Below are 25,872 nucleotides of genomic sequence, written 5' to 3'. Positions count from 1 at the left end.
ACCGGACGCGTATGGACGATCTTGTCGAAGCAACCAAACTGACGGGTGCAGGGCGGCTGCAGGAAGCCGCCGATCTCATCCAGCGCGGCCTCTTCGGCCGGTCGGGCGCCGAGAGCTCGGGCCAGATGGTCCAAGTCGGGGGCGGCGAGGCCGCAACGCCCACGCATCCGACAGCCGGCTCGATGACGGAAGGCCTGCAGGACCACCTGCGCGATGCCATCGACCAAGTCGTGCGCAAGTTCGGGCTGTCGTCACCCTCCGGGCCGACGGGTCAAGGCGCGGTCACGCCGGAATCGACGCCGTCGGGATTTGCCGGGTTCAATCCCACCAACCTGTTCCGGGATGGAAAAGTCGCGACTCCCCCCGCGGGCGAGGGAACCTTTAACGAGCATGCGTTCGCCAACGACGCGGGCGCCCGCGACTACAAGCTCTACGTTCCGAGCAGAATGGCCGCCGAGCCTCCCCTCCTCGTCATGCTCCATGGCTGTACCCAGTCGCCTGACGATTTCGCGGCCGGCACCGGCATGAACCGTCTCGCCGAGACGGAGGGGTTCCTTGTCGTCTATCCCGCCCAGAGCATGAGGGCACATGGTCAGCGCTGCTGGAACTGGTACCAGCCCGGCGACCAGGGACGCGGTTCCGGCGAGGCCGAGATCATTGCAGGCCTCACCCGCGCGGTGATGAGCCAGTACAATGTCGATCCGCGCAGGGTATATATTGCAGGTCTTTCGGCCGGTGGCGCTGCCGCCGCCAACATCGCCCTGGCCTATCCCGACCTCTATGCCGCCGTCGGCGTGCATTCGGGTCTCGCCGCGGGTTGCGCCGGGGATATCTCCTCGGCACTGACGACCATGCGTCTCGGGCCGTCGGAATCCGTGGTGATCCCGCAGGCGGAGACCGCGCGGGTGCCGACCATCATGGTCCATGGTGAGAGCGACGGCACCGTCCATCCGCGCAACGGCGAGCACGTTCTCATCCAGGCCGGCGTCGAGGTTCTGCAGCCGTCCGTCTCGGATGGAACGGGGCCCGGCGGCTTGGCCTATATCCGCACGCGCTATGCCGACACGTCCGATCGTGTCGTGGTGGAAAGCTGGGTGGTGCGCGGCCTCGGCCATTCCTGGTCGGGCGGCGACCCGTCGGGCAGCTACACCGATCCGCGTGGCCCGGATGCGTCACGGGCGATGGTCGATTTCTTCATGGCTCACCGCCTGGACCGGCCGCGCCACTGATTCCGCAGTCCCGTCAGACGGCGACATTGTCGATGAGCCGCGTCGAGCCGAGATAGGCGGCGACCAGGATGCGGGTCGGTCCCGGAGCGTGCTCCACCGGGGCCAGCGTGTCGGCATCGCACACGCTGAGATACTGGACGGTGCTGAACCCGGCCCCAATCAGCCGATCGGTCGAGGCGGAGACGAGCGGTGAGGCCGCGTTTCCTGCTCTCAACCCTTCGGCGATGCGCACCAGCTCGCGGTGGAGAAGGGGTGCTATCCGCCGCTCGTCCGCATCGAGGTAGCGGTTGCGCGAGGAGAGGGCGAGGCCGTCCTCCTCCCGCAGCGTCGGCACGCCACCGATGGAGACGGGGATGTCGAGGTCGCGCACTGCGCGGCGGATGACCTGCAATTGCTGATAATCCTTCTCGCCGAACAGGGCGGTATCGGGCTGGACCTGATTGACGAGCTTGGTCACCACCGTGGCGACGCCGGAGAAGTGGCCAGGCCGAAAGGCGCCGCACAATCCCTCGCTGATGCCCGCCACCGTAAGGCTGGTGGAGAAATCCGCCGGGTACATGGTCTCCACGGTGGGAAGGTAGGCGGCATCGACGCCCGCCTCCGACAGGAGCGTGAGATCGGCCTCGGTGTCGCGCGGATAGCGCGAGAAATCCTCGCTCGGCCCGAACTGCGTCGGGTTGACGAAGATGCTGACGACGACCCGCTCGCCCAGTTCCCGCGCTCGTTCCACGAGGGAGAGGTGGCCCTGGTGCAGAGCACCCATGGTGGGCACGAGGACGACACGGTCGCCCGCCGCCTTCCAGGCGCGGATGCAGGCCCGCATGGGGTCCACCGCGTCGAACCGGACCGGGGTGACGGGCGAGGCTTGGCTGCTCATCGGGGGGACTCTAGGGGATGTCGGATAGGCCTTCGACTATCCCGAATCTGCGCCGGAAGGCCAGATGCAGCGGGCGGCCGAGGTCAGTTGCAATAGGGCAGCAACGAGCGGCCGAACGGATCGTCGACACCTAGAGCCGGCTTGAACCCGTAATAGCTCGGCTTTCCGAGCCCGTAGGTCGATCCGACATAGCTCGGATCGTCCGGCGCATCGGTGGGGATGGGCACGCTTCTCGGGATGCAGGCGACCCGCCGGGGTCTCGCACGCTCCCGTCGCGGTGCGCTATCCTCGTCCGCGCGCGGAAAGTAACGCGGCGGTGGCTCGGCCCCTGGGACAGGGCGGTTGGCCTCGGCGCCATAGGGGGTGGACCAGCGCTCCCGCCCATCGGCGGCCTGGGCCGGGCCGTACAAGACGGACGCGGCGAGGCCTGTCGCGACGAAACTTGCCGCGATCAGCACCCTCGCGGCATGTCTCCCTGCTGTCTCGCGCCCTCGGCTCATGTCACCCTGCTGCGCGCCCCGGTCGCCGGAAGGCCTGTCGATGGGCGTCCACCGCCCGACCCACCGTCCGTGGAAGACGCTCGACGCTCTCAGAAGATGGTGAATGAAAGGTTACCGGCGCAACGCCTTGCCATCGAGTTCCGCCAACCGAGAGTCCGGCTCGTCGGAAAGCTTGGCGACCTTGACCGGTTTCGATAGATCGCCGGCTAACTGAATCAGGTTCGGCGTCGTTTCCTCGGTTCGGCCATAGAGGGACGCGTCGAGGTCGGCCAGGGCCTCGGCGAGGACGGGCGTCGAGCGCCAGACCCGCGTGAGTTCGGGTTCGCGGTCGAAGACCGGGCCGAGGGTAGCGCGGAAGGCCCGTCCGTCGCCCGCCTCCGCGTGGCGTGCGAGCTCGCGCCGTGTCGCACGGTCGAGGCGCAACCTCCGCGAGCGTCTCGGAACGCCGAAGCCGATGAGGGCGAGGCCGAACCCGAAGGCGCCCACCGCCGCCGCCGCCACCACCATCGGCGAGGCCGCGGCGACGGGTTTGGCGTCCTCGTCCCGGTCGGGCAGGCCTCCGCCGATCTGGCGGGCCGGGATTTCTGCTTCCCGCAGGGTCCGAGAGACGGTGTCGAACCAGGGGATGGTGATCGCATCGAGCGGGACGATCTCGGTCACCGCGGGGCGGACATCCCATTGATAGGTGGCCCGCGCCACCGGCCCCGTCGGCGTAATGATGGTCTCACGGGTCACGGGGCCGGCGAAGGTGAGGATGCCGCGCGTGCGCATCACCGGGCGCGGCGGCAGCCCTTCGGCCACCAGCCCCTGCGCCTCCAGGGTGACGATGCGTCTCGTGGTCTCGCCGATCTTCACCGTTTCGGGGTCGGGATTCCACGAATCGGTGATGGTCACGTCCCGCGCCGGCAGCCACCACGGCTCCTTCACATCGGGGCCGCCGACCTCCTTCGTCCAGGTGGCGACCGGCAGGGAGACCGGGACTGAGGGAACGTCCACCACCTTGCGGGTGCCGCCATCGTTGATGGTCAGGCGGTGGATGAACGGCTCGATGGTGAAATCGCCCGGATGATGCGGGAAGATCGCGATGGTGCGGTCGAAGGCCACCGCCACCTGTCCGTCCGGCAGGCGGGTCTTCGACCAGGTGTCGCGGCCGAGCTGGGTCCAGCTGAAATTCGCGAGCGACGGCTGGACCACCTCCTCCAGTAGGATCGCCTGCCGGTAGACGCCGCGGATGTGGAGCAGCACCATTTCCCGCGAGAACGGCGCCGCGTTTCCGTTGAGCTCCGGCGTCACCGTCAGGGTGAGATCGCCGGGGGAGATTTCGGCATGGGCCGGACCTGCGAGGAGCAGGAACGCACCGAGCAGGAGGATGCCGCGCCGTCCGTGATTCCTCGCCCCTTTGCGGACTACGATATTCCCACATCTCGCAGGTAGCGCGGGTGCCCTCTCCTGGAAGGAGAGGGACAGGGTGAGGTGTGGTCCATCTCTGAAAAGGTCACACACCTCACCCCAGCCCTCTCCTTCTAGGAGAGGGAGGCCGTCACGCCTCATGTCGAACCCCCTTGGATGAGTGAACAGCCGTCGAGTTAGTGTGTTGAACCAGTAGCCCGCAGAGGGGGGAGGGTTGGTATCCGAGCGATACACGCCACTCACCATGGGTTGCTTCCCGCCGGGACCGCCGTGCCCGCCTCCACGCGCACCGCCTGTTCGGCTTTCAGGCGCAGCTTGAGATACCGTCCCGGATCGTCGGGCAGGGTCTGGAGCCAGAGCCGGTCGGGCCGGATCTCGTGGGCCTCGAAGCTCTTCGTCACGCGCCGCGCCTCCCGCTCCGGGGCGGCGGCGACCATGGCGGAGCCGGCGCCCGTCCGGCCGCGACCCGCCGCGTCGCTGGCCGAGCCCCTCGCCTCGCCCTTGCCGGAATCCACCGATTGCTGCTCGGCCTTGCCGCGCCGCGCCACCTTGCTGTTGCCCGGCGTCGAGGAGGAGGTGCCGCCCTCCTTGTTGCCGGCCAGCCCATCGCCGACCGAGGAGGCCTTCATGTCGTCGTTCGGATCCTGGTTCGAGGTCTTGTTGTAGCGCGAGCCCACCGTCGCCGTGGCATTGGCGAGGCCGCCGCCCTTGCCCGGATCGCCCGGTCCCTCGGCCACGAGGCGCGCGACGAGGGAGCGGTTGGCCTGCGCATCCGCATCGCGCGGATTGTATTGGAGGGCGACGTCGTAGGCGTCGATGGCGCCCTGGTAATCGCCCGAACGCGCCAGGGCGTTGGCGAGATTGTAGGCGTTGCGCCGGCCGCCGTTCCGGAAGATCGCGATGGCCTCCTCGTAGCGCCCCGCCTCGTAGAGCGCCGGCCCGCGCCAGGCCGGATCGGCGAGGATCACGGCGGCGGCACCGGGCAGGCCGAGGCCCATCAGGCTGCGACCGAGCGTCGTGCGCGGCTCGGAGACCAGGGTGAGGCCGAGAATGCCAGCACCTGCCAGGGTGACGCCGGCGATCCTCGCCCAGCCGGTCCAATGCCGGGGGAGAGGAAGACGATCGGCCAAGGAGAGACGCGCCGTGCTCATCAGGCGCTCCTGCGGAACAGGACGAGGGCGGGAAACAGCGCGAGCAGGATCAGCCAGCGTCCGAGGTCGGCGAAGGCGAGCACGGTGTAGCCGCCCGCTGCCAGATGCTGCGCCGTGCTGGCGCCCACGATGTCGAGGAGGGCGGCGGGCCTGTCGAGATCGACGGTGACACCGTCGCCCGCGCCGGTCACGCGGTCGAGGGCCGCCCGGTCGGGCTTGGGCGAACCGTCCGGCAGAGACCTGGTGGCCGGCACGAACACGGCATGGAGATGCCAGCCCTTGGTCCGGATCGCAGTGGCCTCACGCAGGGCCGCATCGCCGATCCCGTCGCCATCGGTGACGAGGATCACGTCCCCGGCGATGACGCCCGCTTCCTCCAGGGTCCGCCGCGCGATAGCGAGGCCGCGCTCGGGATGGGTGCCGCGATCGGGCACGGTGTCGCCGTCGAGAGCGAACAGGACGAGGCTGAGGGCGTCGCGGTCCGTGGTCGGCGGGGCGGCGAGATAGGCGTCGCCGGCATAGACCACCACGGCGACGCTGCGGGTGCCCGCCGCCTGGGCCACGCTGTCGGCGATCTGGCGGACCTCCTTGAGGTGGCCGCCTTCGGCGACGGAGCGCGAGAGATCGATGACGACGACCGTCGCATCGAGGTTGCGGAAGGTCGCCGCGTCGGGACGCTCGATGGCCGGCCCGGTGAGGGCGACGGCGATGATGCCGGCCGCGATGGCGGCGGCGAGGTTGGCTTGACGCCGCCCTCCGAGGACGGCTCCCCGCGACTCGAGGAAAGCCATCAGACCGGGATCGACGGCCTTCGCCCAATCCCCCAGCGGTGCCGAGCGCCAGGCCGCGCGCAGGGCGAGGACGAGGATGACGGGAATCGCCAGGAGCCACCAGGGCCGCAGGATGGCGAAGGAGAGGAAGGCGCTCATGCCTTGCGCCTCGCCGCCAGCAGGCCCGCCGCGCAGAGGAGAGCAAGTCCGGCCGGCCATGGCCAGAGGTCCTGACGCAAGGGCACCGGGGGGGCCTTGGCCCGGCCTCCCTCGATGGCGTCGATGGAATCGGCCATGGCGATGAGGTCGTCCGTGGTCTTCACCCGGAAGAAGGTACCGCCGGTGGAGGCCGAGATCTCGCGCAGGGTCTCGGCATCGACCACATCCTGTTCGCCGTCGGCGTTGGACATGTCACGGGGGCCGAGAGCGATGGTGTGGACCTTGACGCCGAGTTCCTTGGCCAAGGCCGCCACGTCGCGCGGCGTGGTCTGGCCGGCATTGTTGGCGCCGTCCGTCATCAGCACCACCACCTTCGATGTCGCCTGCGGGGTGTCGGGCGCCTCGCCGGAGGTCGCCGGCACCAGCCGCTTGAGGGCGAGGCCGAGACCGTCGCCGATGCCGGTGGAGCGTCCGACGAGGCCGATCGTCGCCTCGTCGAGGGCGCGCGCCACGGTATTGGTGTCGAAGCTCGGGCTCGCGGCCACGTAGGATTCGTTGGCGAAGATCACGAGGCCGATCCGGTCCCCGGCCCGGCGGCGGATGAAGTCGGTGCCCACCCGCTTCACGGCGGTGAGCCGCGTCACCGTCTCGCCGTCGATGGAAAAGTCGCGGCGCTCCATGCTGCCGGACAGGTCCATGACCAGCATGATCTCACGGCCCGAGGCCGGAAGCGCGGTGGCGGGCAGGACGAGGCGGGGGCCGGCGAGGGCCGCCACCAGGGCGGCCCACAGGGTCCAGATCAGGAAAGCGCGACCGCGTCCGCGCGCCGCCACGCTGTCGCCGCGGCCTGTTCCCGCTACCAGGGAGGCGGGAACGCGCAAGGCTCCGCTCGATCCGATCCGCTCGGGCGGCAGTAGCCGGGCCGCGACGAGGGGAAGTGGCAGGAGCAGCAGCGCCAGGGGCGCGGCGAGATCGAAGGCGGAGAGGAAGGCGGTGAACCAAGCTGGCATCGGGTCAGGCCCTGATCCGCGCGAAGAGGCGGCCGAGTTCGGTATCGATCGCTTCGATGTCGGCCGGAGAGGAGCGCCGGTACAGGCCCTCCGTCACGACCCTGCCGGCGCCCTTGCTGAAGAGGTCCGTGGCGAACAGGCGGTCGAGGGTGGCGGCCCAGTCTCCACCGTGGGTCGAGGCGGCCTCGTCGCCAGCCAGCGTCCGGGTAAGGCGCCGCAGCAGGCGGGCCTGCGCGACGAGGCGCGCCTCCGGGGGAAGTGCCCGCGTCTCGGACAGAGCGCGCAGGGCCGAGGCCCACACCGAGGCCCTCGACCGTGCCCGCATCAGCCTGACGAGGCCCACGAGGAGGGCCGCGACGAAACCCAGCGCGATGGCCAGCACCACCTCGCCCTGCGCGCCGCTGGCCGCATTGGCCGGTAGGTGCAGGCCGCGCAGCTGCGTGAGATCGGTGGGGGAGGTAAGCGGGTTCACGCGCTACAGCACCGCATCGAGACGTTCCATCAGCGGGGCATAGGCCTCGGGGCCGGCCTCGGCGTCGAGGCGCAAACCCTCGATCCCGCGACGGGCATAGGCGATGAGCCGGTCGTCGGGCGCGCCGTCCGCATTGGCGGCGGCACGCCCGACCTGGACCGTACCGCGCTGCCCGTCCGGTGTGGAGAACGGAAAGAATCCGGCCGGCTTCCTGCGCTCGAACGCGTCGCTGATGAGGACGAGGCGGATCGACAGGCGTTCGGCCAGCACGGTGAGGAGATGGTCGAACTCGGGTCCCGGTGCGTCGAGGGCACTGCCGATGACGAGATGACCGCCGGACGGAAGCAGGCTGGCCGCCACGGTGAGGCTTTGATCGAGGGGAGGGTCCATCCTGTCCGAGGCGGCGAGCGCCTGGGCGTGGGCCATGGCGAGGGCCCCCGTCACCGCCGTCATCGCCCGCTCTCCACCGCCGGGACGGACCACCACCGGCTCGCCCGAGGAGGCCGCCACGAGGCCGACCCGGCCGCCATCGCCGACGATGCGCCAGCCCAGAAGCACCAGGGCTTCGGCCGCCGCCACCGAGCGCAGGGCGCGGCGCGTGCCGAACAGCATGGAGGGGCGAAAATCCGCCAGCAGAACCACGGCGCGGTCGCGCTCGTCATGGTGGGTCCGCACGTGGAGGATGCCGGTGCGGGCGGTGGCATTGCGGTCGATATGGCGGCGGTCGTCGCCCTCGGACCAGAGCCGCACGTCGTCGGGCTCGGAGCCGCGCCCGCGCCGCCGCGTGACGATGCCGCCGGGGAGGCCCGCCAGGGTCCGGGTGGCCGGGGAGACGCCGCGGCGGGCGAGGTGGCGCAGGCCCATCAGGGCCTCGCCCGAGAGATGGATCCCGGGGCCGTGCGCGGAGCCCGCGGTCGGGCCGGAGGGGGACGCCATGGCTGTGCTACCCGACCATTCCGCCTTCAGAGCGCCCGGACCCGCTGGACGAGGCCCTTGATGATGCCCCGCGCGGTCTGTCCCTCGGCGGCGGCGCGCCAGGTGAGACCGATCCGGTGCGCCAGGGCGTCGGCGGCGAGATCGGAGATATCCTCCGGGATCACGTGGTCGCGGCCGCGCAGATAGGCCCGCGCCTTGCCGGCGAGCATGAGCGCCAGCGTCCCGCGCGGGGAGGCCGGATGCTCGATCGAGGCGCGGAGATCCGGTGCGGCCTTGTCGGTGCGGGTGCCGGCCACGAGCCGCACCAGATAGTCCTTGAGAGCCGACGAAACGTGGACGTTGAGGGCCGCCGCGCGCGCGGCACGGATCTCCGCCACCGTGAGCTTCACCGCCATCGCCTCGGCATGGTGGTTCAGTTCGCCCTCGACGAGGTCGAGGATACGGCGCTCGGAGGCTTCGTCCGGCATCTCCACCACCACGTGGAGGAGGAATCGGTCGAGCTGTGCCTCCGGCAGGGGGAAGGTGCCCGCGTGCTCGATGGGATTCTGGGTCGCCACGACCATGAATGGGTCGGGCAGCACATGGGTATGTCCGGCGACCGTGATCTGGCCCTCGGCCATGGATTCCAGCAGGGCCGACTGGACCTTGGGCGGCGCGCGGTTCACCTCGTCCACGAGGATCAGGGAGTGGAACAGCGGGCCGGGCAGGAACTCGAAATCGCCGGCATCCTGGCGCCAGACGGTGGTGCCGGTGAGATCGGCCGGCATCAGGTCGGGCGTGCATTGGATGCGGGCGAAGCTGCCGTCGAGCCCGTCCGACAGGCGCTTGACCGCGCGGGTCTTGGCGAGGCCTGGCGCGCCCTCGATGAGAAGATGGCCACCGGTGAGAAGCCCGATGAGCAGGCGCTCCACCAGGGTCTCCGCGCCGATGAGCCCATGGCTCAGCCCATCGCGCAAGGCAAAGATGCGGGCGCGCAGGGCTTCGTCGGCAGCCTGCGGCTGCAGGCCGGCGGGACGCGTGGCCAATGTCGCATCACTCATGAGCGGGTCATGATCGTGGCAGGGCCGGCGTACAGCACCATGCGCGTCTCCTCGGGCGGATTCTTAAGAGATCCCTATGTCGGTCGGGTGTGCCTGCTGCGGAGCACCGGCGTCAATCCCGTGGGACGTTTCCCGTGAAACACGAGGGTGAGATCGGGCAGAATGCCCGCACATCGGAATTTCATGAAGTCGAATGCGTGCAGAGCGGATTTCTCTGCCGGTCGGAAGGATTTCAGCTGGAATTCGGCGTTATGTCGCATCCCACGCGACATCAGTGGAAACCCAGGGCCGCCCTCCCGGTTTCCGTCCTCACCGAGCGGGTAGACTGGAGCAGACCATGAGTACGGACCTCTTCCCCGGCTTCAGCGCGGACTGGATCGACATTCCGGAGGGCCGGTTCTTCGCCCGCAGCGGCGGTCGCGAGGATGCGCCTCCCCTGATCCTCATCCATGGATTTCCGCAGACCCATGCCTGCTGGCACCGCATCGCTCCTTCGCTGGCAGAGACCCATCGCGTGGTGTGCCTCGATCTGAAGGGCTACGGCTGGTCGGAAGCGCCCAAGGGCGACGTCCGCCACGACGTCTATTCCAAGCGCCGCATCGGCCGCGACGTGGTGGCGGTCATGGAGCGTCTCGGCCATGTCCGCTTCGGTCTCGTGGGCCATGATCGCGGCGGGCGGGTGGGCTACCGCCTCGCCCTCGACGAGCCGGGCCGGATCGAGCGCCTCGCTCTCCTCGATATCCTGCCCACCCTCGTCCAGTGGGAGCGGATCGAAGCCGATCCCGAAGTGTCGTCCCATTGGGCATCCCTGGCCCGGACGGCCCCCGGTCCGGAGGAGGAGATCGGCCGCGATCCGGTCGCCTATTTCGAGAGGCTCCTCCGGCAATGGAGCAACGCCCGGAGCCTCGACCCCTTCGCCCCGGAGGCCTTGCGCCTCTACCGCGAGAACTGGAGCGTTCCCGAGCGCATCCACGCCTTCTGCGAGGATTACCGCGCCGGTGCGACCCGCGACCGCGAGGCGGATCTCGACGACCTCGCTGCAGGCAAGACCCTCTCCTGCCCGACCCTGATCCTCACCGGGGACGGCTATCTCGACCATTCGCACGAGACCCCGCTGGCGGCGTGGCAGCGCACCTTCGCGCCGAAGGCCGAGGCCGTGGACATCATCTCCGGCCATTTCCTGGCGGAGGAGAACGCGGCCAAGACCCTCAAAGCCCTGCGCGCCTTTCTCGCTGGCTGACACGCGAAGCGTCACCGTTTCGTCATGGGCGGGCGACATGCAGCGCCCATGACCGCGCTCCTCGCCTCGCCGCTCCCCGAATTCGTCAATTCCGCCATCAGCCTCGTCGTCGCGTTCGTCCTCGGCACGATGATCGGCGCCGAGCGGCAATATCGCCAGCGCACGGCGGGCCTGCGGACCAACGTGCTGGTGGCGGTGGGCGCGGCCGCCTTCGTCGATCTCGGCATGCGCCTCGAAGGGACGCGCGGGGCGGTGAGCACGGTCGCCTACGTCATCTCGGGCGTCGGCTTCCTCGGGGCCGGCGTCATCATGAAGGAGGGCATGAACGTGCGCGGCCTCAACACTGCCGCTACCCTCTGGTGCTCGGCGGCGGTGGGAGCCTTTGCCGGCGCGGACTTCCCCCTGGAGGCCTGTTTCGTCACGGCGGCGATCCTGTCCGGCAACACCCTGCTGCGGCCCCTGGTGAACGCCATCAACCGCGTCCCCATCGACGAGAGCCAAACCGAGGCCACCTACGAAGTGCAGATCACGGTGCAGGCCGAACATGCCGGCCCCGCCCGCGACCTCCTCGTGGAGCGGTTGGAGGCGGCGCATTACCCGGTCGGCGGCACCGAGGTGGTGGAGCGCGGCGAGGAGACGGTGGAGGTGGTGGCGACCCTGGTGGCGACGGCGGTGGACTCCGCCGAACTCGACGCGGTGGTGGCCGGGTTGGAGCGTGACGGGCGGATCAGCCATGCGACCTGGTCGGTCCAGACCGCCGATTGAGCGTGTCCGCCGCCATTGCCGCCGTGCGGGAGAAGACCAACCTAGGCCCGTGATGCCGGGCCCAGTCCCGGCGATGGAGGGCTCTCACCATGACCGGAACACGCAAGAACGCATTGATCGTCGGGGCTTCGCGCGGCCTGGGCCTCGGATTGGTGGAGACGTTTCTCCAGCGCGGCTGGGCCGTCACCGCCACGCAGCGCTCGCCCTCCGGCGGATTGGCGGCTCTGGCCTCCGACGCGCTCACCGTCGAGACCGCCGATATCGACGATGACGGGGCGGTGGCGGCCCTCCACGACCGGCTGGCGCAGCAGCGCTACGACGTGATCTTCGTGGTGGCGGGCGTGGCGACCCAGGCGCACGATCCTGCCCACGACGTCCCGCGCGACGTCGCCGCGCAGGTCTATCTCACCAACGCCATCAGCCCGATCCGCTTCGCCGAATTGTTCCGCGACCGGCTGGCGGGCAACGGCCTCATCGCCTTCATGAGCTCCGTCCTCGGCAGCGTCGCCCTCAACGAGAGCGGCGGATGGGAGACCTACCGCGCGAGCAAGGCGGCGTTGAACACGCTGGCGATCAGCTTCGAGATCCGTCATCGCGACGAGGGGTTCGGCGTCGCTCTCCTCCATCCCGGCTGGGTCCGTACGGAGATGGGCGGCGAGGAGGCGGATCTCGACGTGGCAACGAGCGTCACTGGCCTCGCCGACGTCATCGAGGGCCGCCTCGGCAAGCCCGGCATCGCCTATCTCGACTATACCGGCGCGACCTTGGCCTGGTAGGCGCTCAACGCCGCCCGTCGAGGGGGCGACCGCGCCGTTCCACCACCACCGGCGGGCGGGTGCGGCGCTCGACGATGACGGTGCGCGGCGCCCGGCTCGGGCTGCCGGCGGTGAGGATGCGCTCGGAAATCTTCTCGGGCTTCGGCTTCTCGGCGGCGAGCACGTGCGGGCGCACCTCGTCGAGGGGAAGTCCGATCAGGCCGGCGGCGATCTCGACCTGCTGTTCGAGATCGTCCGCGAGATCCTGCGCGGCGGAGATCGCCTCGGGGATCGTCGGCGGTTCGCGCCGGACACGGATCGGCGGCAGGTCCTGGAAGGATTTCGGCGTCTTCTTCACGACTCGGCCCGCGCTCCACACCCATCGAGGATAGCGCGACCCGAGCGAGAGTGCATTGCACCATTTTGGCGACGCACCCACGCGCTCCGTGCATTCCCTTTTCGCCGCCGGAATTTCTCGCAGATCCGGCAAGAGATGCCCTGCCCGCATCCGCATGGTCGTCGAATTGCCCAGGAAACGAGCATATTAACGTGTCGATATGCCACATCCATGATGGGATGGCGAAGCTGTTCCGCGCGCCGTTGCATGCGGCCACGCTGCCGCCGATACTGGCGTGATCATGTTTCCCATCACCGATCTCACCGATGTCAGGCTGGTCCCGGCCCGCCCCGATCTGGCCGACGTCCGACTACAGGGGCGTGTCGAGGCCACGCGTTACGTCGCCGGGCGAAGCGGCCGCCTCATCGCCGCCTCGGCCCCATTGCGGCGCAGGCCGAGCCAGGATGCGGGGATCGAGACCGAGGCGGTGATGGGCGACCCCGTGACCCTCTATGAGACGGGCGAGGGCTTCGCCTTCGTGCAGCTCGAGACCGATGGCTATGTCGGCTACCTGCCGGAGGCCGCCCTCGCCCCGGAGGCTCCGGCACCGACCCACCAGGTGACGGCCCTGCGGACGTTCCTCTATCCGGCCCCCAACATGAAGCGGCCGCCCCTGGGCCATGTGAGCCTCGGCGCCGGGCTCGGCATCACCGGACGGGAGGGCGATTTCCTGCGCCTCGCCGACGGTGCTTACGTCTTCGCCGATCATTGCGTGCCGGTCGGCATCGTGGAGCCCGATCCTGCCGCCACCGCCGAGCGACTCGTGGGGACGCCCTATCTCTGGGGCGGGCGCACCAGCCTCGGGCTCGATTGCTCGGGCCTCGTCCAGCTCTGCCTCGCTTTGGCGGGCGTTCCGTCTCCCCGCGACGCGGACCAGCAGGAAGCGGCCCTCGGCACGGCGCTGCCCACGCGCCTCGACGGCCTGATTCGGGGCGACCTCGTGTTCTGGCGCGGCCATGTGGGAATGATGCTGGACGAGAGCCGCCTCATCCACGCCAACGGTCACCACATGGCGGTGGCGGTGGAGTCCCTGGCGGTGGCGGTGGCGCGCATCGCCGAGAAGAGCTACGGCGCCGTGACGTCGATCCGGCGGATCACGCCTTCAATCGGGTCTTGATGCGGGTGATCAGCCCGTCCCGGACGTCGCGATAGGCCTCGAGGCGCTGCTCGCGGGAGGCCTCCTGCATCAGCGTCGGGTCCGGCGTCGGCCAGTACTCCACGTCCACGGCGTTGGTGCGGGTGACTTCCAGGGCGGCGTGGTGGGCCTCGGGCGACAGGGTGATGATGAGGTCGAAGTTCAGCCCCTCCCATTCCTCCAGTTCGAGGAGGGTCCGGGGCCGGTGCTTCGAGGCGTTGATGCCGATCTCGTCGAGGGCCGCCACCATGAACGGGTCGGCCGGCTCGCCGGAGCGCACGCCCGCCGACTGGACATACGTGGACTTGCCGAAATAGTGGCGCGCCACCGCCTCCGCCGCGAGGGACCGCACGGCGTTGAAGTTGCACATGAACAGCACCGACTGCACGCGCGTCTTCTTCGGGCCGGCCTCTTCCGCCATCCGGTGACTGCCTTGGGCTTCAAACGACGGGGAGGGCGCTCACGCCTTCCAGTGCAAGGCGAAGACCAGGGTGAACAGGCGCCGCGCGGTGTCGTGGTCGAGATCGACCTTGCCTTCGAGCCGCTGTCGCAGAAGCTCGGAGGCTTCGTTGTGCAGGCCCCGCCGCCCCATGTCGATCGCCTCGATCTGGGTGGGCGAGGCGGTCTTGATGGCGTTGTAGTAGCTCTCGCAGATCATCTCGTAGTCGCGGATCACCCGGCGGAACGGGGTCAGCGACAGCAGGTGCGTCATCACCGGCTCGCCGTCCTCGCGGCGGATCGCGAAGGAGAGCTTGTTCTCGACGAGGCCGAGGGTGAGCGCGTAGGGTCCCTCGCGTCCGGGAATCGAGAAATGGTTCTCTTCCAGGATGTCGAAGATCGCGATGGCGCGCTCGTGCTCCTGGTCGGGGTTGCCCCGGCCGATGGAATCCTCGTCGAAGGTCACCGCCGCGAGGCGGTGAATCGCCGGCGACGCTCCTGCCGATCGTCCCGTTTCCGGTTGTCCTGACTCTGCCATCGTCCCCTCACAGATTCAGGCGGATCGCCACGGAGCGGGCGTGGCCGTCGAGGCCCTCCGACCGTCCGAGGGCGATGGCTGCCGGCCCCAGGGCCCTCAACGCAGCGGGATCACAGCGCAGGATCGTCGTCCGCTTCATGAAATCGAGTACGCCGAGGCCGGACGAGAACCGCGCCGAGCGGGCGGTGGGCAGGACGTGGTTGGGACCGCCGACGTAATCGCCGATGGCCTCGGGCGTGTGGCTGCCGAGGAAGATCGCGCCGGCGTTGCGGACCTTGGCGGCCAGCGCCTCCGGGTCGGCGGTCTCGATCTCCAGGTGTTCGGGGGCGAGGCGGTCCACCAGGGGGACGGCCTCGTCGAAATCGCGGACGCAGACGATCGCGCCGTAATCGCGCCAGCTCGCCCGGGCGATGTCGGCCCGGGGCAGGGTGGCGAGAGCCCGCTCCACGGCGCTCTCCACGGCATCGGCGAGGTCCGACGAATCGGTGATGAGGATCGACTGGGCGGCGACATCGTGCTCGGCCTGGGCGAGAAGGTCGGCGGCGACCCAATCGGGGTTGGCGTGGCCGTCGGCGAGGATCAGCACCTCGGAGGGGCCGGCGATCATGTCGATGCCGACCTGCCCGAAGACCCGGCGCTTGGCCGCCGCCACCCAGGCATTGCCCGGTCCGACGATCTTGGCCACGGGGGCGATGGTCTCGGTGCCGTAGGCGAGCGCCGCCACGGCCTGAGCGCCGCCGACCCGGTAGATCTCGCTGACACCGGCGAGGTCGGCGGCGGCGAGCACCAGGGGGTTCATCTGCCCCTCCGGCATCGGCACCACCATGACGACCCGCGGCACTCCGGCGACGCGGGCGGGAATGGCGTTCATCAGGACGGAGGAGGGGTAGCTCGCGGTTCCGCCGGGCACGTAGAGGCCGACCGATTCGAGCGCCGTCCAGCGCCAGCCCGAGGTCACGCCGATCGCGTCGGTGGCCATGTGGTCGGCCGGCACCTGGCCGCGATGGAAGGCCTCGATGCGGGTCGCCGCGAGGCGGAGGGCGTCCAGGGCCTCGGCCGGACAGGCGGCGATGGCCGCCCGCACCTCATCGGGCGTCACCCGCAGGGTCGCGGCGGAAAACTCCTCGCCGAGCCGATCGAAGCGGCGAGTGTAGTCCACCAGGGCCGCGTCACCGCCGGAGACCACGCCGGCGATGATCCCGCGCACGGTCTCGTCCACATCCTCGGAGATCTCGCGCTTGACGCTGAGAAGGCCGGCGAAGGCGGCGGCGAAATCGGCGTTGCGGCTGTCGAGGCGCACCATCAGGCAGGATCTTTCCGGGTGGGATCTTTCAGGACGTCGTCCTCGGTGGAGGGAGCCGCGCCCGCATGGTCTTGGATCGGATGGTCTTGGATCGCACGGTCTTGGAACGCTTGTCCCTGGATCGCGGCACGCCCGGCTTCCGCCGCCTCGTGGTCGGGGCGGCCTTCCACCTCCCAGACCGGACCGAGATCCTTCAGCCGCGCCTCGATGCATTCCACATCGAGCTGGATCGCCGCTTTGCCGGCAAAGACCAGGGTGACGGTGCCGGAGGGGTCCTCCTTCGGCTCGAAAGTGACGGCCAGCAGGTTGAGCGGCTCGTCGGAGGTGGAGCCGGGCGTGATGCCGCGTGCGCGCACGGCCATGACCCGCTCGAAATGGAGGCCGGTGAGGCGCCGGCGCGGAGCCTCGGCATCCGGCGTCGACCAGTCGAAACGCCGCCCGACCAGCACGAAGCGGTGCGACGACGCCAGATAGGCGAGGTCCTGCGGCCGCAGGACCGCATCCTGGAGATGAGCCGAGAGGATGGCGAGATCCTCCGCGTCGAGGGCGGCGAGCTTGAGGAGCTCCATGTCGGGTTCGCATCTGGCCGGACGCCGCCGGATCGGGCGCCGGGTGTGGAAGTGGGTCGGCCGTAGGTAGCGAGGCGACCGTCCTGCGGCAACTGCGCGGCCTGGAACATTTGCAGCGTGCCGGCGATACCGGCCGTCCGCCGTGCCGACGTCAGACGACGTTCATGCGCAGGGCACTACTCCTTTCCCGACTTGTGAATCGGGACATCCAAAGCCATGACCGCCGGACCTGTACGTCGTATCGCCTTTGCTGCCTTCACCGCCCTGACGATGACGGCCGGCCTGGGGCAAGCCCAGGCCCAGGTTCCGCACTATCCTGATGACGGCTACAACCGGCCGACCTACGACCGGTCGCCTTATGGCCGTTCGCCCTATGGCGACGACCGGCGCCGGGGCGACGACCGCTACGATGGCTATGCCCGGCCCTACGAGGATGGCGAGCGCCGGCCCCTGCCGCCGCGATACGGACGCCAGCGCATGGGCAGCGTCTGCGTCACCTCGCGCGGCAATTGCCCCGCTTATCCCAGCCCGATCCAGGCGCCCTGCCGCTGCGACATCCCGGGCTTCGGCCCCAAGCGCGGCAACGTGCTGGAATAGGGCCTTCGACCGGGAGTCGCGGGCCGCCTTCCGGGTCGGACGGGGTCAGGCACGGACCCGGCTGATCTCGGCGCCGCAGCGGCCGAGCTTGGCCTCCAGCGCCTCGAAGCCGCGGTCGAGATGGTAGACCCGGTTGATGCTGGTCTCGCCCTCGGCGGCGAGGCCGGCGATGACGAGGGAAACCGAGGCGCGCAGGTCCGTGGCCATGACGGGGGCGCCCTTGAGGCGCTCCACCCCGTCGACGATGGCGAGATCGCCTTCGAGCCGGATCTTGGCGCCGAGACGCGCGAGCTCCTGCACGTGCATGAAGCGGTTCTCGAAGATGGTCTCGCGAATGTGGGACTGGCCCTTGGCTAGGGTCATCAGCGCCATGAACTGCGCCTGCAGGTCGGTGGGGAAGCCGGGGAACGGGTCGGTGGTCACGTCCACCGCCACGATGCCACCGCCGTTGCGGCGAATGCGGATCGTGTCGGCCGTGGAGGTGATGTCGGCGCCGGTGGTCTTCAGCACGTCCAGCGCACTGTGCAGGAGGTCGGCGCGGGTGTTCTCCAGGGTGACGTCACCGCCCACCATGGCGGCGGCCATGGCATAGGTCCCCGTCTCGATCCGGTCGGGCAGGACGGTATGGCGGGCACCGTTCAGGCGCGAGACGCCCTCGATGGTGATGCGCGGGGTGCCGGCTCCCGAAATCCTGGCGCCCATCTTGATGAGGCAATCGGCGAGATCGACCACTTCCGGCTCGCGCGCGGCGTTCTCGATCAGGGTGGAGCCGTTGGCGAGCGACGCCGCCATCAGCGCCACATGGGTGCCGCCCACCGTGACCTTGGGGAAGTGGATCTCGCCGCCGCGCAGGCCGTTCTTCGCCTTCGCCACCACGTAGCCGCCATCGATCTCGACGGTGGCGCCGAGGCGCTCCAGGGCCATCAGCATGAGGTCGATGGGGCGGGTGCCGATGGCGCAGCCGCCGGGCATTGAGACGCGGGCCTCGCCGAAGCGCGCGAGCAGCGGCGCGATCACCCAGAAACTCGCCCGCATCGTGGAGACGAGTTCGTAGGGCGCGGTGGTGTCGATGACGTTGGAGGCGGTGAGCCGGATGGTCTGGCCGGTCTCCGTCGTATCACCCGGACGCTTGCCCACCACCATGTGGTCGACGCCGTGATTGCCGAGGATGCGCAGCAGGGCGTGGATGTCGGCGAGGCGCGGCACGTTGATGAGTTCGAGGGATTCCCCCGTCATCAGGCTGGCGATCATCAGGGGCAGGGCGGCGTTCTTGGCGCCCGAAATCGGGATGACGCCGTGGAGCGGCTTTCCGCCGATGATGTTGATCCGGTCCATCGTCGTCCTTCGCGCGGCGTCCTGCCCTTTCCCGTGACGGGAGGGCGGCGCCGACCTCATTCTTCAATCGGTGGCGGTGCGCTCGCGGCACGGCCTTATCGAGCCGCCTATACGTGAGTTTTGTCCGAAAAAGGATCGTCAGCCGTCTTCGTCGCGATCCGGCTTCGCTTCCGTTCGCTCGCCGGCATCGCCGGTTTCCACCGCGGCCGCGGCCTGCCCGCGGACCCGCGTCTGGGCCTTGCGGCGCTTCAGGTTGTCTCGCAGGGCCGCCTTCAGCCGCTCGTTGCGCGTGGCGTCGTTCTTCATGGCGTTCACTGCGCGACCCATCGTCGCCAGGGCGAAATACCGGCTTTGCCACCCGGTCTCAACAGGCGCAGAGCTGGAATGCAGGAGTCGACTTGAACCAATTCCAAGTTCGCCTGTATCGTCGGGGCCGTGGCGTCGAAATCAGCACCGTCTGATTCCTTCCGCGCCATGCGAAGCGAGATCGTTGCGCCAGCGGGACTTGACGGTCGGAAAGACCCGCAGCGGAGAGTTTGGTGCTTCGGAACAAGCCCTTTGTAACGATGCTGCTGCTGAATGCAGACGAGCGGATGCCGGAGCCGCCAAGAGCGGCGCTGCCATGCGGTCGGCCATAGCGTGAAGGACGGATGCCCGTGAATCGGATGCCCGCGATGACGATGATCAGCGATACGACGACGCCCCGCGATTCCTCCGGTCAGGGATCGTCCACTCGCGCGTCGTTCGGGCAGGGCCGGACCGATTACGAGAGCTATTTCCGCAAGGCGGTGGACCGTCTTCACGACGAGCGCCGCTACCGGGTGTTCGCCGATATCGAGCGGATCGCCGGGCGCTTCCCCACGGCCAACTGGCGCCGTCCGGACGGCAGCACCCGCGAGATCACCGTCTGGTGCTCCAACGACTATCTCGGCATGGGCCAGCATCCGGACGTGGTCTCGGCCATGACCAAGACCGCCGCCCGCTGCGGCGTCGGCGCCGGTGGTACCCGCAACATCGCCGGCAACAATTCGCCGCTGGTGGACCTGGAGCGCGAACTCGCCGACCTGCACGGCAAGGAGGCGGGCCTCGTCTTCACCTCCGGCTACGTCTCGAACCAGGCCGGCATCTCCACCATCGCCAAGCTGATCCCGAACTGTCTGATCCTGTCGGATGCGTTCAACCACAATTCGATGATCGAGGGCGTGCGCCATTCGGGCTGCGAGAAGCGCATCTTCCGCCACAACGATCTCGCCCATCTCGAAGAACTGCTGATCGCGGCCGGCGACCGTCCGAAGCTGATCGCCTTCGAGAGCGTCTATTCCATGGACGGCGACGTCTCCGACATCGGCGCCATCTGCGACCTGGCCGACACATACGGCGCCATGACCTATCTCGACGAGGTCCATGCGGTGGGCCTCTACGGCGAACGCGGCGGCGGCATCGCCGAGCGCGACGGGGTGATGCACCGGGTCGACGTGATCGAGGGGACGCTCGCCAAGGGGTTCGGCTGTGTCGGCGGTTACATCACCGCCTCGACGGTCCTGTGCGACGCCGTGCGCAGCCACGCGCCGGGCTTCATCTTCACCACCGCCCTGCCGCCGGCCATCGCGGCGGCGGCCCGCGCTTCGGTGCGCTACCTCAAGCGCTCGCAGGTGGAGCGCGCGGCGCACCAGCGCCAGGCCGCCCTCACCAAGGTGGCGCTGGAAGAGGCGGGCCTGCCGGTGCTCCCCACCGAGACCCATATCGTGCCGGTGATGGTGGGCGATGCCGAGCTGTGCAAGGCGGCGGCCGACCACCTCCTCGAACAGCACGGCATCTACATCCAGCCGATCAACTACCCCACCGTGCCCCGCGGCACGGAGCGCCTGCGGATCACGCCCTCGCCGTTCCACGACGCGGCCCGCATCGCCAAGCTGACGGCGGCGCTCACCGAGACCTGGGACACCCTGGACCTGCCCCGCGCCGGCACGGTGTTCGTCGAGGCGGCGGAGTAGGGAGCGGTCAGTTCAACCGCCAGATCGCCACGGTGAGCACCGTCGCGAAGGTGACCCAGGCGGCGTAGGGCACGAGCAGCCACGCCGCGAACCGGTCGAAGCGCCAGGACAGGCGGATGGTCCAGAGGATCATCGCCAGCATCGCCGCGGCGACGATCCCCGCCCAGCCGAGGGCATGGGCCGAGAAGAAGACCGGCGACCAGGCCGCGTTGAGTGCCAGCTGGGCGGCGAAGGCACCGACCGCCAGCCCCCAGGCCCGCCGCGTCGGACCCGTCGCCGGAGACGCGCCGAGCAGGCGCCAGAACGACAGCGCGATCATCGCGTAGAGGATCGTCCAGGCCACCGGGAACAGCCAGTTCGGCGGGTTGAAGCCGGGCTTCGTCAGGCCGGCATACCAGCCCTCGATATTCGGCGTGGTGCTGAGCGAGCCGATCACCGAAGTGGCCACTACGGGCAGGATGGCGACCGCTAGGCGAGGCCAGAAGGAGAAGACCGGCCGTTCCGGAACATCGAGGGCGGACGTCATCGGCGTGGATCATTCCTCTGAGGCTTCAAAACGTGCGGGCGTGAAAGGCGTTTTATGTCGGCGAGGGTTTCGCCGAGGCTGGTTTCATGCCCCGGTTTCATGCCGATGACAGCCCAACGCCCTCAACGTACGGATGGTCCGATGACTGAGTCCACCACCCCCTTCACCAAGCGCACCCTGGCCGCGCAGGCCATGGGCCATGTCGATCCGGTGACGCGGGCGGTGGTGGCGCCGCTCCATGTCTCGACGACGTTCCTCCGCGATCCCGACAACGGCTACAGTTCGGGCTTCTCCTATGCCCGGCCGGACAACGCCACGACCCGCGAGGCCGAGGCCGTCATCGCCATGCTGGAGGAGGCGCCGGCCGGCGCGATGCTGTTCGGCTCCGGCATGGCGGCGGCCACCGCCGTCTTCTCGGCTCTCGAGCCCGGAGACCACATCGTCGCGCCCCTCGTGATGTACTGGGCCTTGAAGCGCTGGCTTCAGCAGGAAGCGCCGCGGCGGGGCTGGGGCCTCGATTTCGTCGCCATGGACGATCTCGACGCCCTGCGCGCCGCGATCAGGCCGGGGACGACGAAGCTCGTCTGGGTGGAGACGCCCGGCAATCCGCTCTGGACCATCACCGACATCGCCGCCGCGGCCGAGATCGCGCACGGGGCGGGGGCGCGTCTCGCCATCGATTCCACCGCCGCCTCGCCGATCCACACCCGGCCCCTGACGCTCGGGGCCGACATCGTCATGCACTCGGCCACCAAGATCCTGAACGGGCATTCCGACGTGGTCGCCGGTGTCCTCGCCTCGGCCCGCGCCGATGCGTTCTGGGAGCGGATCGGCGCGATCAGGGCGGGGGGAGGAGCGATCCTCGGACCGTTCGAGGCCTATCTCCTCATGCGCTCCCTGCGGACCCTGCCCCTGCGCGTCGCCGCGCAATCCGCCAATGCGGCGGACCTCGCCCGGCGCTTTTCGGTGCATCGGCGCGTGGGGTCGGTGCTCTATCCCGGCCTGCCGGGCGATCCCGGCCACGCGGTGGCGGCGCGCCAGATGGAGGGGGGCTTCGGCTTCATGCTGTCGATCCGGGTCGCGGCCGGCGAGGAGGCGGCCATCGCCACGGCGGCGCGGGTACGCCTGTGGAAGCGCGCCACGTCGCTCGGCGGCGTCGAGAGCCTGATCGAGCACCGCGCCTCGGTGGAGGGGCCGGGCACGCCGTGTCCCCCCGATCTGCTGCGGCTCTCCGTGGGAATCGAGCATGTGGACGACCTGTTCGCGGATCTCGACGCGGCGCTGGGCTGATTTCCTCGTCGGTTCTTGGCGCGATCCCGCCCTTCGCGCATTGTGCGAGGGACGGACCGCCGCCGGGCGGTCGCCGCGATGCGAGCGAGGACGACCCAATGCGATTCCCTGTTCCCCTCCTGACCGGCGCCCTCGCGCTCGTCGCCCTCACGACCGTGGCCCCGGCCGCCGATGGGCCGCCCAAGCTCGATGTGCAGGCCACCTGCAAATCCTCGGTCCGCGCCGAAGCCAGCGTCAGCGACAACGCCACCGTCGAGGGCTGCCTGCGTTCGGAAGAGGCGGCGCGCAAGGAAGCCCAGCGCCGCTGGGGCGACTACTCGCCGGCCGCCAAGACCCAGTGCGAGAAGCAGTTCCAGGCGGGCGGCTTCCCGTCCTACGTGGAGATGGTGACCTGCCTCGAACTGGCGAGCGGCACGGTGCCGACCCAGGGGACCGGACCCGGCGCGGATACCAGTTCCGGCGCCCGGCGCGAGAAGGCGGACGGCAATGCCGGCGCCGCCACCGCCGAGCCGAAGCCGAGCCAGCGCACCAACCCGATCGAGGTGCTGGAGAAGCCCTAGCTCCCAGGGTCAGAATGCGATGATCTTGATCAGACGGGGTGCGATTCATGACCGAAGCCGTGCTGGACGATCATGATTGGCTGTAACGCGCCGTATCGGGACCAGAGCTGATGTGATCCAGGTAACTCCCCCAACGCCAAGCAGCGGACGCACGATGCTCGGGGTGCTCCTCGCGACGGGCCTTGCGATGAGCTTGGCACTCGTCGTGTATTGGGCGTCTCTCGTCTGGCGCGCGCCATCGGAAAATGAAGCCCATCGGGTGTCCGTTTCCCGCCCTGGATCGAAGGCTTTGGTGCTTGCCTTTGCCGTCGACCCGAGCTTTTGCAGCTGGAGCGGTCGCGGATGGTTCAGTGGTGGCGAGGTAATCTGCGCTGATGTCCCCCTGCACCTCTTCGAAGATCGCAAGGTGTGCGACATTAAAGGTCTATACTGCCGACCCGAGCACGACAGTTACAGAGCGTGTGTCAGTTACGAATGGACATTAGACCTTCTTGCTAATCCCTCGAATACCATGTCGTCTGGCGACCGTCATTATGCCTCAGTGTCGACTGGCTCCCACGACTGCAACAAAGGTTGGACGCAGGACGACGTGCGTCGCCAACTTGCCGAGCTTGGTCTCGCATCGATAACGGTTTTGCGTTTCGCAGACCGCTCACGAAGCCCTTGAATGTCCGCTTCCCACTTTGAGGAACCCTTCACACGGTCAAGCCGATGGGGTCTGGACCTAGCTCCCAGCCCCTCTAACCTCACCGCGGCGCAGAGATCTCCGCTTCTGCGGCCGTCCAGACGTCCTGGCGCGCGGGCTTGCCGCGCTCCTCGCCCCGGCGGACCGAGGCCAGGTCGAGGAGCTCGGGGGCGCGGTCCGTGTCGTCGATGGAGAGGAACAGGCGGTTCCTCTGCGAGGCGCGGCCGAGATCGGCGCGGCTGGTCAGAACGCTGAAGGCCGGGCTCGTGAGGAGCGCAAGGGCCACCGGCCCCATCCACAGGGCGAGCCAGGGGTCGCCGGCATAAACGAGCAGGCCGGCGAGCAGGGCACCCGCCACCAGGGCGTCCACCTGCAGGCGGATCGCCTCGGACCACGGCACCTGACGGTCGTCGCGCACCTGCGAATCCCACCGAACCACGCGGCCGAGGAAGGTGGTGGCGACGGCGCCGGCGGCAAAGACCGTCATGACCGGCCAGAGCAGCACCCAGACGATCTGTTCGAGCACGGCGCTCTTCAGGAGCGAAGCGGTGCCGCCGAAAGCGGCGCGGCGGGCCGGCGAGGCCAGGACATGGCCGAGGCTGAGGAGCTTCGGCAGCGCCATCACGGTGACGACGAGGGCGGCCAGCGCATGGGCGGCGAGGCCCGTCCCGGTGAGTCCATAGGCCAGGAGGCCGAGATCGCCGGTGACGGCGGCCTGGATCGAGGCGGCGGCGAGGAACAGCACCCAGAGCGGGCAGGCGAGGTAGGACAGGATCCCGACGATGAGGTGCCATCGGCTCGCGGCCCGCAGACCCGGCAGGGTGGTCACGCGCAGGTGCTGCATGTTGCCCTGGCACCAGCGCCGCTCGCGCCCCAGGAGATCGACGAGGTTCGTCGGCATCTCCTCCCAGGTGCCGCCCATCTCGGGCAGGAGGCAGACCTCCCATCCGGCCCGGCGCAGGAGGGCGCCCTCGACGATGTCGTGGCACAGGATCTCGCCGCCCAGCGGCGCCTTGCCGGGCAGCAGCGGCAGTTCGGCATTGTCGGCGAAGGCCGCGACCCGCAGGATCGCGTTGTGGCCCCAATAGCTCCCGTCCGCGCCCTGCCAGGTCTCGAGGCAGCGGATCGACAGCGGCGCGTAGAGCCGCACGGCGAATTGCTGGATGCGGGCGAACAGCGTGTCCCGGCCGGTGGCGTAGGAGACGGTCTGGATCAGCCCGACCTTGGGGGCTTCCTCCATCAGCCGGGCGAGGCGGCGCATGGTGGCGCCGGTCATCAGGCTGTCGGCGTCGAGCACGATCATGAAATCGTATTCCGAGCCGTAGGACTTGCAGAACTCGGCGATGTTGCCGGCCTTGCGGCCCGCATTGTCCTGGCGCCGCCGGTAGCGGAAACGCGGCAGGCCGGGGCCGTTCAGGCGCGCCCAGGCTTCGATCCGGGCGAATTCATGCTCCTCCACCGCCGCGATGGCGCCGTCGCGGGTATCGGAGAGGACGAAGACATCGATATCGGACCCGTCGCCGCCGCCACGCTGGAGCGAGCGGGCCATGACGCGCAGGGCGGCGAACACCGCCACCGCGTCCTCGGCATGGATCGCCACCACGGCCGCCGTGCGGCTCAGGCCCGAGGCGGTGGCCGGCACCGTGGCCGAGCGGATCTCGATCGCGGATTTGGCGGCATCGCCGAACCCGGTCGCCACGAGTCCGTAGACGTATTGCCAGGCGACGAAGGATTGCCACGCCATCACGAGGCCGAACAGCACGAGCACGGCCCAGCCCAACGCTCCGTCGGGGCGTCCGTAGGCGGACACGGCGAGCCACGCGATCGCGGCCGCGGTGACCAGGGTCGGCACCGCCAGCAGGAGCCGCCGCCACAGGAGCGACGGCTCCTCGAACGAGGGCGTCTCGCTCGGCCGGCTCGCGGGAATCGCCGGGACCGGGATTCCGGCTTCCGGGATTCCGACTTGGGATGCGTCGTGCGACAACCGGGTGATGGACATGGGGCGATGGACACTCGATCGAAGTGAAGTGAGCCGTCATCCGTCACGACATGAAGGGCATCGATGACACGGGACGACGGCGGAGACGAGCGTTCGGGACGCGAGCCCCTCTCGCGGCGGCAGACCTTGCGAACCGCGCTCGGTATGACCGCAGGCATGATAATGCCTAGTGCCGTCGACCTGAATACCGCC

General features: G+C 69.3%; 26 protein-coding genes and 1 pseudogene. 9 read left to right on the top strand and 18 right to left on the bottom strand.

What is annotated here, in order from left to right; all coding sequences use genetic code 11:
• Positions 1-11: 11 nt before the first annotated feature.
• Entirely contained in the window at positions 12-1,229 is a 1,218-nt protein-coding gene (locus K368_RS0104745; protein WP_155935020.1) for a PHB depolymerase family esterase, read from the top strand.
• A gap of 13 nt (positions 1,230-1,242) precedes the next feature.
• Here K368_RS0104745 and panC read toward each other — a convergent pair whose 3' ends face one another.
• The 9 genes from panC to K368_RS0104700 form a co-directional block, all read right to left on the bottom strand.
• Complete coding sequence (gene panC, locus K368_RS0104740; protein ID WP_027171384.1) at positions 1,243-2,106, bottom strand: pantoate--beta-alanine ligase; 864 nt, start codon at positions 2,104-2,106, stop codon at positions 1,243-1,245.
• 83 nt (positions 2,107-2,189) lie between these two features.
• Positions 2,190-2,564, bottom strand: a complete 375-nt coding sequence (locus tag K368_RS0104735) for a hypothetical protein (protein ID WP_027171383.1) — start codon at positions 2,562-2,564, stop codon at positions 2,190-2,192.
• A 153-nt stretch (positions 2,565-2,717) separates the two neighbouring features.
• Positions 2,718-3,971: a BatD family protein gene (locus K368_RS23925; protein ID WP_051440003.1), complete on the bottom strand. Its 1,254-nt coding sequence runs from the start codon at positions 3,969-3,971 to the stop codon at positions 2,718-2,720.
• A 284-nt stretch (positions 3,972-4,255) separates the two neighbouring features.
• Positions 4,256-5,167 carry a tetratricopeptide repeat protein gene (locus tag K368_RS0104725; RefSeq protein WP_027171382.1) on the bottom strand — a complete coding sequence of 304 codons (912 nt, stop codon included), beginning with the start codon at positions 5,165-5,167 and terminating at the stop codon, positions 4,256-4,258.
• Complete coding sequence (locus K368_RS0104720; protein WP_027171381.1) at positions 5,167-6,096, bottom strand: vWA domain-containing protein; 930 nt, start codon at positions 6,094-6,096, stop codon at positions 5,167-5,169. Before K368_RS0104720 ends, K368_RS0104725 begins: the two co-directional genes overlap by 1 nt.
• Positions 6,093-7,106 carry a VWA domain-containing protein gene (locus K368_RS0104715; RefSeq protein ID WP_027171380.1) on the bottom strand — a complete coding sequence of 338 codons (1,014 nt, stop codon included), beginning with the start codon at positions 7,104-7,106 and terminating at the stop codon, positions 6,093-6,095. The genes K368_RS0104720 and K368_RS0104715 overlap by 4 nt, the downstream gene beginning before the upstream one ends.
• 4 nt (positions 7,107-7,110) lie before the next feature.
• Entirely contained in the window at positions 7,111-7,578 is a 468-nt protein-coding gene (locus tag K368_RS0104710) for a DUF4381 family protein (protein WP_027171379.1), read from the bottom strand.
• Positions 7,579-7,581: 3 nt separating this feature from the next.
• A complete protein-coding gene (locus K368_RS0104705; protein ID WP_245259661.1) occupies positions 7,582-8,442 on the bottom strand; it encodes a DUF58 domain-containing protein in 861 nt (286 codons plus the stop codon).
• Positions 8,443-8,540: 98 nt separating this feature from the next.
• A complete protein-coding gene (locus K368_RS0104700; RefSeq protein ID WP_027171377.1) occupies positions 8,541-9,554 on the bottom strand; it encodes a MoxR family ATPase in 1,014 nt (337 codons plus the stop codon).
• 337 nt (positions 9,555-9,891) lie between these two features.
• Here K368_RS0104700 and K368_RS0104695 point away from each other — a divergent pair, with 337 nt between their 5' ends.
• The 3 genes from K368_RS0104695 (at position 9,892) to K368_RS0104685 (ending at position 12,335) form a co-directional block, all read left to right on the top strand.
• Positions 9,892-10,794 carry an alpha/beta hydrolase gene (locus K368_RS0104695; RefSeq protein ID WP_027171376.1) on the top strand — a complete coding sequence of 301 codons (903 nt, stop codon included), beginning with the start codon at positions 9,892-9,894 and terminating at the stop codon, positions 10,792-10,794.
• Between the two features lie 48 nt (positions 10,795-10,842).
• Positions 10,843-11,559: an MgtC/SapB family protein gene (locus K368_RS0104690; RefSeq protein WP_027171375.1), complete on the top strand. Its 717-nt coding sequence runs from the start codon at positions 10,843-10,845 to the stop codon at positions 11,557-11,559.
• Between the two features lie 89 nt (positions 11,560-11,648).
• Positions 11,649-12,335, top strand: coding sequence for an SDR family oxidoreductase (locus K368_RS0104685; protein ID WP_027171374.1), 687 nt, complete (start codon positions 11,649-11,651; stop codon positions 12,333-12,335).
• Between the two features lie 4 nt (positions 12,336-12,339).
• Here the strand turns inward: K368_RS0104685 and K368_RS0104680 are convergent, their stop codons facing one another.
• Positions 12,340-12,672, bottom strand: coding sequence for a hypothetical protein (locus tag K368_RS0104680; RefSeq protein ID WP_027171373.1), 333 nt, complete (start codon positions 12,670-12,672; stop codon positions 12,340-12,342).
• 289 nt (positions 12,673-12,961) lie between these two features.
• Between K368_RS0104680 and K368_RS0104675 the strand changes: the two genes are divergently transcribed.
• Positions 12,962-13,828, top strand: a complete 867-nt coding sequence (locus tag K368_RS0104675) for an NlpC/P60 family protein (RefSeq protein WP_027171372.1) — start codon at positions 12,962-12,964, stop codon at positions 13,826-13,828.
• Here the strand turns inward: K368_RS0104675 and K368_RS0104670 are convergent.
• The 4 genes and pseudogenes from K368_RS0104670 to K368_RS23920 all read right to left on the bottom strand — a co-directional run.
• A complete protein-coding gene (locus K368_RS0104670) occupies positions 13,806-14,267 on the bottom strand; it encodes a low molecular weight phosphatase family protein (protein WP_027171371.1) in 462 nt (153 codons plus the stop codon). The two genes, K368_RS0104675 and K368_RS0104670, sit on opposite strands and share 23 nt — an antisense overlap.
• 39 nt (positions 14,268-14,306) lie before the next feature.
• A complete protein-coding gene (locus K368_RS0104665; protein ID WP_027171370.1) occupies positions 14,307-14,822 on the bottom strand; it encodes a UPF0262 family protein in 516 nt (171 codons plus the stop codon).
• 7 nt (positions 14,823-14,829) lie between these two features.
• Positions 14,830-16,125, bottom strand: a complete 1,296-nt coding sequence (hisD, locus tag K368_RS0104660; RefSeq protein ID WP_027171369.1) for a histidinol dehydrogenase — start codon at positions 16,123-16,125, stop codon at positions 14,830-14,832.
• 143 nt (positions 16,126-16,268) lie between these two features.
• Positions 16,269-16,694 (bottom strand): annotated as a pseudogene (locus K368_RS23920) (DUF2948 family protein); the annotation flags it as partial.
• A gap of 216 nt (positions 16,695-16,910) precedes the next feature.
• On the opposite strand from K368_RS23920, the gene K368_RS0104650 reads away from it, so the two are divergent.
• A complete protein-coding gene (locus tag K368_RS0104650; RefSeq protein ID WP_027171368.1) occupies positions 16,911-17,291 on the top strand; it encodes a hypothetical protein in 381 nt (126 codons plus the stop codon).
• 45 nt (positions 17,292-17,336) lie between these two features.
• On the opposite strand, the gene murA is transcribed toward K368_RS0104650, so the two are convergent.
• Both murA and K368_RS26480 read right to left on the bottom strand, forming a co-directional pair.
• Positions 17,337-18,626: a UDP-N-acetylglucosamine 1-carboxyvinyltransferase gene (gene murA / locus K368_RS0104645; protein ID WP_027171367.1), complete on the bottom strand. Its 1,290-nt coding sequence runs from the start codon at positions 18,624-18,626 to the stop codon at positions 17,337-17,339.
• A gap of 138 nt (positions 18,627-18,764) precedes the next feature.
• Positions 18,765-18,932 (bottom strand): hypothetical protein, encoded by a 168-nt coding sequence (locus K368_RS26480; protein ID WP_245259503.1) that lies wholly within the window; start codon positions 18,930-18,932, stop codon positions 18,765-18,767.
• Between the two features lie 344 nt (positions 18,933-19,276).
• Here K368_RS26480 and hemA point away from each other — a divergent pair, with 344 nt between their 5' ends.
• Positions 19,277-20,620, top strand: a complete 1,344-nt coding sequence (gene hemA / locus K368_RS0104635; protein WP_027171365.1) for a 5-aminolevulinate synthase — start codon at positions 19,277-19,279, stop codon at positions 20,618-20,620.
• A gap of 7 nt (positions 20,621-20,627) precedes the next feature.
• Here hemA and K368_RS0104630 read toward each other — a convergent pair whose 3' ends face one another.
• Complete coding sequence (locus K368_RS0104630) at positions 20,628-21,146, bottom strand: TspO/MBR family protein (protein ID WP_027171364.1); 519 nt, start codon at positions 21,144-21,146, stop codon at positions 20,628-20,630.
• A gap of 141 nt (positions 21,147-21,287) precedes the next feature.
• Here K368_RS0104630 and K368_RS0104625 point away from each other — a divergent pair, with 141 nt between their 5' ends.
• Both K368_RS0104625 and K368_RS0104620 read left to right on the top strand, forming a co-directional pair.
• Positions 21,288-22,436 carry an aminotransferase class V-fold PLP-dependent enzyme gene (locus K368_RS0104625; protein WP_027171363.1) on the top strand — a complete coding sequence of 383 codons (1,149 nt, stop codon included), beginning with the start codon at positions 21,288-21,290 and terminating at the stop codon, positions 22,434-22,436.
• Between the two features lie 98 nt (positions 22,437-22,534).
• Positions 22,535-22,996: a hypothetical protein gene (locus tag K368_RS0104620; protein WP_027171362.1), complete on the top strand. Its 462-nt coding sequence runs from the start codon at positions 22,535-22,537 to the stop codon at positions 22,994-22,996.
• Between the two features lie 746 nt (positions 22,997-23,742).
• On the opposite strand, the gene mdoH is transcribed toward K368_RS0104620, so the two are convergent.
• Entirely contained in the window at positions 23,743-25,680 is a 1,938-nt protein-coding gene (gene mdoH, locus K368_RS0104615) for a glucans biosynthesis glucosyltransferase MdoH (RefSeq protein ID WP_027171361.1), read from the bottom strand.
• Positions 25,681-25,872: the final 192 nt, after the last annotated feature.

This window comes from Methylobacterium sp. 10 (assembly GCF_000519085.1).
In the GTDB taxonomy this organism is placed as follows: Bacteria; Pseudomonadota; Alphaproteobacteria; order Rhizobiales; family Beijerinckiaceae; genus Methylobacterium.
Note: the sequence above shows the minus strand (reverse complement) of the source record. Positions and strands in the feature narration are given on the sequence as shown.